Annotated in this window: 4 protein-coding genes; 1 reads left to right on the plus strand and 3 read right to left on the minus strand. The window is 37.3% G+C overall.

From position 1 onward, the window contains the following. Positions 1 to 269, minus strand: a 269-nt coding sequence (locus tag H6G69_RS33175; RefSeq protein ID WP_242072271.1) for a hypothetical protein, incomplete at its 3' end; no start/stop codon positions are given. Between the two features lie 391 nt (positions 270 to 660). Beyond that, entirely contained in the window at positions 661 to 1,785 is a 1,125-nt protein-coding gene (locus H6G69_RS33180) for an ATP-binding protein (RefSeq protein ID WP_190693967.1), read from the minus strand. A gap of 802 nt (positions 1,786 to 2,587) precedes the next feature. On the opposite strand from H6G69_RS33180, the gene H6G69_RS33185 reads away from it, so the two are divergent. Next, positions 2,588 to 6,955, plus strand: coding sequence for a PAS domain S-box protein (locus H6G69_RS33185; protein WP_190693968.1), 4,368 nt, complete (start codon positions 2,588 to 2,590; stop codon positions 6,953 to 6,955). A gap of 34 nt (positions 6,956 to 6,989) precedes the next feature. On the opposite strand, the gene H6G69_RS33190 is transcribed toward H6G69_RS33185, so the two are convergent. Beyond that, a complete protein-coding gene (locus H6G69_RS33190; RefSeq protein WP_190693969.1) occupies positions 6,990 to 7,268 on the minus strand; it encodes a hypothetical protein in 279 nt (92 codons plus the stop codon). Positions 7,269 to 7,652: the final 384 nt, after the last annotated feature.

A 7,652-nucleotide genomic window follows, 5' to 3' on the forward strand; every position in this document is an offset into this window, starting at 1 on the left:
AAGGCGATTTTTGTGACTGCTCTTCCTGTGTCTATTTTTAATCTTTGTTTTTCTTTGCCGTTTTCTGGATTTAGCAGTACTATTTCACCATTTTTTTTGCCGGCTGCCAGTGTCTTACCATCTGCACTGAACGCTATGGTTTCTATTCCTGCTTTGGTTGTTTGAACTGCTGTTTGCTGCGCTACTGTGTATTCTGCTGTGTTTCCCAAATATATGGTTAATATTATCGTGCAGCAAAAAACAAGCAAGTATTTAAATTTTTGCTTCATAAAATTATTTTGTTATTTGATATTAGTTAATCAAATTGATTTATCAGAACTTTTGTAACAGCATACTTGCTATAATTTTATTTACTAATATAATCACATTAAAATTCATCAAAAATTGATTGTTCTATATAAATAAAATATAGAAAATTTAATTTAAGGTAAATGAGATTTGACACTCATATTTTGAGTGCTTGATTTTTAACTGTTCATCGTTAATTAATTAAGAATAATTAACGATGAAAGACAGTGATGCTAATTATATCACTTTCTTTTACTTAGTACTTTTGATAGTTAGCTAACAAAAAAATTTACCTGCTATCATCTGCGGTTAATTATTTTCATCTTTACTTTACTGGCTCAAAAAGTACTAGAATATAGTTTTTTAAAAGAACTAGTCCCTATTTACCAAGGGTAGCTTAACTACAAAATTCGTCCCTTGGGAGATTGTATTGTCTAAGTAGATTGTACCTTTGTGTAAATCTACACATCGTTTAACAATTGCTAGACCTAATCCTGTACCGGGAATAGTAGCCGCATTATTAGCACGCTGAAAAGGTTCAAATAGTTTAGCTTGAAATTCTGGCGGAATACCTATCCCTTGGTCTTTAACTTGAAAACATACGCTACTTTCTTCACAAGTGAGTAATAATGAAATCTTGCTACCTTTGGGAGAATATTTGACGGCATTAGAAAGTAAATTATTCAGTAAATGCCATATTAGTTGTTCATCTAAGTTAGCAGTGAAATTTGTCGTATTTGTCAAAAATTTCACTTCATACTGCTCTTTAAGGCTTAACCGCCAAGAATTAATTATTTCTTCACAAAAAGATACTATGTTCATTAATTTAGGGTTGAAGACAAAACTCCCGGATTCGGCTTTACCTAAGGTCAGTATATTCTCTAAAAGATTGGTCAAACTGTCAGTGGCTGAAACAATTCGGTTGAGATGATTTTGTTTTCTTTGTTCTGACATTTGCTCGCCATAAGTTTTTAACATTTCACTACTGAGCCTAATTGTCGTTAATGGGTTACGAAACTCATGGGCTGCCATATAAAATTGCTGGGATTTAGCGTGGCTTTTCGACTCAGTAAGTTGTTGATTATTTTGAGCAGCCATCAATGCTTCTTTGACTTTGAGTTCGGTTTGATGCCGAGCCAAGGCAATCTCGATTGTTGTAGCTAATATTCTTTCATCAAATGGTTTGACAATGTAACCAAAAGGTTTGGAAGCTTTTGCGCGTTCTAAGGTGGCGCGGTCGGCGTTAGCAGTTAAATAAACTACAGGTAAATTGAAGCGGGACTGGATGGCAAAAGAAGCTTCAATTCCATCAATTTTTCCCTCTAATCTAATATCCATTAGCACTAAATCCGGTCGCAGTGTCTCAGCTTTTGTAATCGCTTCTTCTCCTGAAGCTACTAATGCTGGGACAATATATCCTAGATGTTCTAGGGTTTCTCTCAAGTCATCAGCAACTAACTGCTCATCTTCAACTATCAAAATTTTGACCGAATTCATAATTATATAGCAAGCCTATTTAATTTCTAAATTACTAACGGATGTAGGAAATAGGGATGAGGAAAACAAAAAGAAAAAAATGATGATAGAGCTTTTTTAAAAATCAAATATGATTTTTATATAGCAATCATACTTGATGACACATGAACAAGTGAGAAAAAAATAAATATTTGGGAGTTATAACACTATTTGTCGGTAATTTATCGATGGACTGCTACATAGAACTTCAAACTAAATTAATCAGTTATTGATGTATATGTTGTTTTATGTATGGATCTGATATTTAATTTGTTGATGTAGCGAGACTAAAGAATTTTCTCCCGACTCCTACGCTATTGAAAATACCTGCTGCACCTGGCGGTATGTTGATGGTTTATGGTTAACTGATACTTAATATCAAGTCAATATATTTATATTTATAGCTTATTTGTAAAATTTTTAATAATTTTTAAAAGTAAATCTCACGTTTTAGGGTGGTGAGTTGTTGATGACAAATATCACTGGGATGGGTTAAATACTGACAAAATCAGCTTGATCAAATATATTCCTGCAAATAATATTGGGCTGAATTTTTTGAGGATATGTTAATTTTTGTGTAAAAGCCCTTAACGCTACCACAATGACAAGGAGTTGAGGCAAAATTTGAGAAATTATTGTGTAAAGATTAATTATTTTAGGAATTTTGTTTGTGCTGTTTTAAATGGCAGATTGAGTCTGAACTTGATTTAAGAGAATTTTAGTCTGGCAAATATGAAAATTTTGGTTTTTTGATGAAATGCGATCGCCTGGGTAAGTGGAATTTATGAAAAATGGCTCTCCTCTCAGTGTCTTACTGATTGATGATTGCGAAATTGACTGCATGAATTATTGTCGGTATTTGTTACAGGATAAACTATACACTTATAACACTTCGGTAGTGGCAACAGCAAAACAAGCTACGACATGGTGTCAACAACAAACACCCGATGTAATTTTGCTGGATTATCGACTACCCGATAGTAACGGAATAGAATTTCTCCAAGCACTGAGACAAAGCTTAAATAACAATCAATCTGCTGTGATCATGCTCACGGGAACAGGAGATGAGACTATCGCTGTCAACGTCATGAAAAATGGAGCGCAAGATTACTTAGTCAAAGATCATCTCACAGCAAGCATTTTACAAAGCGCAATTCATCAAGCAGTAGAACGGACACGCCTGAGTCAGCAGGTAGAACAAACTCAAAAACAGCAACAACTGATGGCGGCGATCGCACTGAGAATTCGTCAGTCTCTCAACTTAAATGAAACTTTAGCCACAATCACAAAAGAAGTACAGCAATTTCTCCAGGTAGACAGGGTATTAATCTATCAATTAAATCCTGATATAGGTGGCACTGTGGTAGCAGAGTCAGTGCTAGAAGGTTGGACAGTAACCTTAGGAACGCAAATTGAAGAGCAGTGTTTTCTCCAAAACTATCAAGCTAACTATCTTCAGGGAAAAAAACGCGCCATCAATGATATTTATCAGGCAAACCTGACAGACTGCCATTTGCAGCTATTAGAGAAATTTGAGGTCAAAGCCAATTTAGTAGTGCCAATTGTAGTCACAAATCAGTTATGGGGATTATTAATTGCACATCAATGTAGCGCAGCGCGGTGCTGGGAAACGTTTGAACTAGATTTATTAGACCATTTAGGTGGGCAAATTGCGATCGCCATTCAACAAGCAACTGCATATCAACAAGCACAACAAGAATTAGTCCAACGGCGACAGACAGAAAAAATTTTGCGCCAAAATGAAGCTCGTTTTCAGGCGTTTATGAATAACAGTCCGTCAGCCGCTTGGATTACTGATGAACATGGTCAAATACTTTATTTGAGCCAGACATATTTGCGGACTTTTCAACTGCCCTCTGATCAAGTAGAACATTTAATTGGTCAAACATTATATGATATTTATCCACCAGAAATTGCCCAAAAGTTTTTGCATAACATTCGTCAAGTTGTACAAACACAACAAATATTAGAAACCATTGAAAAAGTACCTAAATCAGATGGGACAATAGGAGATTTTTTAGTCTATAAATTCCTGTTACCAGAAACAACTGGGCCGTTACTAGTGGGTGGAGTAGCTTTGGATATTAGCGATAAAATTATCGCCGAGCAAGCATTACAAAAACTCAATCAAGAACTCGAAGCCAGAGTAGCAGAACGGACAGCAGCTTTAAAAGAAAGTGAAGAACGCTGGCATTTGGCATTGCGGGGTAGCAATGATGGGATTTGGGACTGGAATATGAAAACAAATGAAGTTTTCTTCTCGACGCGTTGGGAAGAAATGTTAGGCTTTAACCCTCATGAACTAGCTCAAAATGAGGAATCATGGTCAAGCCGGATTCATCCTGATGATTCTGAGCGCGTCTTTATGGCAATTGCTGACCATTTAGCTCACAAAACAGCCTTTTTCCAAGAAGAATATCGCGTGCAATGCAAAGATGGCTCATATATCTGGATCTTAGACCGGGGTCAAGCATTGTGGGATGACGCAGGTAATCCGATACGGATGAATGGCTCGGCAACGGATGTTACTCAACGCAAGCAAACAGAAGCTGAATTATTAGCTGTTTCTGGATTGCAACAGGCAATTCTCGCTAGTATCGATTATGCAATTATTACTACCGATTCCGAGGGGATAATTCAAACTTTTAACGCTGCTGCTGAAAAAATGTTGGGTTATACAGCAGATGAAGTGATTGGTAGAGTACAAATAAATAGTTTTCACGATCCCCAAGAAATTAAACAACGCATTGATGAACTGGGCAAAGAATTAGGTAGACAAGTTTTCCCTGAAGATTTAATGGCCAAATTTCAGCAAAATACTGGTGAGTCAGAATGGACTTTTATTCGCAAAGATGGCTCTAGTGTACCTGTGGCTTTGTCGGTTAAACCCATGTTTAATTTAGAAGGACAGATGATTGGTGGTGTCGGTATCGCCAAAGATATTACCCAGCAAAAACAACTAGAAGCTCAATTGCGGAAAAATGCCGCTAACCTGAATGCTGCACAAAGGATTGCTCATTTAGGCAGTTGGGAATTGGATTTGCCGACGCAAAATTTAATTTGGTCAGAAGAGTTATTTCGCATATTTGGCCGTAATCATGAGACTGGGACACCCAGTTACTCCCAAATACTCAGTTGCATTCATCCAGAGGATCGAGATCGCTACTATTCGGTGTTGCAGCAAGCAATTAGCCAAAAACAAGCTTATGAAATGGAATATCGCTTTTATCGCCCCGATGGTAGTTTGGGTTATTTGCTATCTAGAGGTGAAGTCATATTTGATAATAATAACCAGCCATACCAGTTAATTGGCACTATCTTAGACATTACCAACCGTAAACAAACTGAAGAAAAATTACGCAATCTTTCCGATCGCTTAACTTTAGCACTGAAATCTGCCAATATCGGCACTTGGGACTGGGATACAGTGCATACTGCAGAATGGGATGAGCGAATGTATGAATTGTATAGTCTCAAACCCGCAGATGGGATTGATTTATATCAAGATTGGCTCCAGCGACTCCATCCCGAAGACCGCCATCTGGCCGAAAGTGCCTTAAGGGATGCTATACAGGGAATCAAAGAATTTGATGCAGAATTTCGGATTATTTTGAATGATGGTAGTATCCGCTATATTAAAGCCTCAGCCATTGTGCAACGCAATGAGCAAGGTCAAGCTCAACGGATGGTGGGGATTAATTATGATATTACCGAACACAAACAAGCAGAAGCCGCTTTACGCGATAGCGAACATCGTTACGCGACTTTAACGGATACCGCGCCAGTTGCCATTTTTCGCTTAGATGTTGCTAGTAATTGTATTTATGTCAACGAACGTTGGAGTTTGATGACAGGTAGACCAACACAAGCCGCATTAGGCAAAGGCTGGCTAGAAAATATTCATCCACAAGACCAAGAACAACTGCAAAAAAACTGTTTGATTCTCTATAAACAAGCATGTGAGATATCTGAAGCCTGTCGGCGAGAAGTGAAATATCTCCGTCCTGATGGTCAAATCACCTGGTTTTATATTCAGATAGTGCCAGAAACTAACCCTATCGGTACAGTTATTGGTTATATCGGTACTTTGACAGATATCACCATCCGTAAACAAATCGAGTCAGAAGTAATTCACCATCGAGATTTGCGAGAAGCCATCTTTAATGAATCAGCCGATGCTCTGTTTTTAGTAGATAGCCAAACACGATTGACCTTTGATTGTAATAGTCGGGCAGTTGAGTTGTTTGAAGCTAGCAGCAAACAGGAATTAATTAATATTGAAGGCAATTTACTGCAACGTTATCAATTTACAACCGAAGAATTGGCAGAAATTGTTGAGGAAATCGAACAAAAATCTTATTGGAGTCGAGAAATTGAATATGTCACTTGTAAAGGAAATTTCTTTTGGGGTAATTTAGCTACTAAACAAATTACTGTAGCGGGCAAGAAAATTAATTTGGTAAGATTATCTGATATTAGCGATCGCAAAAAAGCAGTACAACAAATTCAGCGATCGCTCGAAGAAAAAGAAACATTACTCAAAGAAATTCATCATCGCGTCAAAAATAACTTACAAATTATTTCTAGTCTGTTAAGGATGCAATCTCGCCGTTCGGAAGATGAAGCTACCTTGTTACTATTTACGGAATCTCAAAATCGCGTCCAGTCAATGGCTTTGATTCACGAGCAACTTTATCAATCAGCCGATATTCATCAAATTAACTTTAGCAGCTATATCAAAACACTGACCGATAGCTTATTTCGCTGCTACGGTGTCAGTCAAAAGAATATTTGTCTGCATATAGAAACAAATGGCATTAATTTGAATTTAGATAATGCTATCCCCTGCGGATTGATCATCAACGAATTAGTTTCTAATTGTCTCAAATATGCTTTTCCCCTCAAACAGACCGGGAATATTATTATTTTGTTGAAAGAAGCCCCAGAAAGCAAATTGATGCTGATTATTAAAGATAACGGTATTGGTATACCTGAAAACTTAGATTGGGAAAATGCTAGTTCCTTAGGCTTAAGAATTGTCAAGAACTTAGTCAGACAACTCAAAGGTAATATTATTTTAGAGCGCGATCGCGGTACTTCCTTTTATATTCACTTTCCGCAATCAGTTTAAGTGCTGATCTTGTCTAGCCCTGATTTTCACAAAATCAGTAATTGTCTTTGTTAGTAGTTGAGCGAATCGCTTTGTTTAAATCGCGTAACAAATCTTCTTCTAAATCGCGTTCTTGCTTGAGTTCTCTCACCATTTCTTGACTAGAGCCAATTAATAAACCCGCAACTCCACCAATAATGGCATATTTTTGAGTTAAATCTTTATACATTGAACTTGTATAAGGTGAAGGAAGTAAATTGGCAATCACAATACCAATTCCTGCACCCAAAAATGCAGTCACAATGCCAGAGAAAGTGATCAGTTTGGCGTTCATTTGCTTTGTTTGAATTCTCAATACCCTGGCAAGATAATCAGGGTACATTTTCATTGTCTCAATCTATTTTGCCGTTCAACCTGAATCTTTAAATCTTTTAACTTTTCAGCCCTAATAACGTGTTAATCAATTAATTTGCTTGTTTAGACTGCAGGGGTGCAGGGGTGTAGGGGAGAAGAGTTTGCAGCTTTTACCAACAAGGGATTTCCAAGAAATAAATTATTCAATCTTGTAGCGACTGTCTTGAATGTCAAGCGATCATGAACAAAAAAGTGGAGGTAGAAACATTGACGCAACTGAGGATCGCTGCGCTAGATTCGGCGGTGTCTGGCACGGGCGACAAGGCTTGTAACTATGTAGTCTAGATAGTCAAAGCCCGCGCCA

It is taken from the genome of Nostoc sp. FACHB-110, from assembly GCF_014697425.1.
Taxonomy (GTDB): Bacteria; Cyanobacteriota; Cyanobacteriia; order Cyanobacteriales; family Nostocaceae; genus Nostoc_B.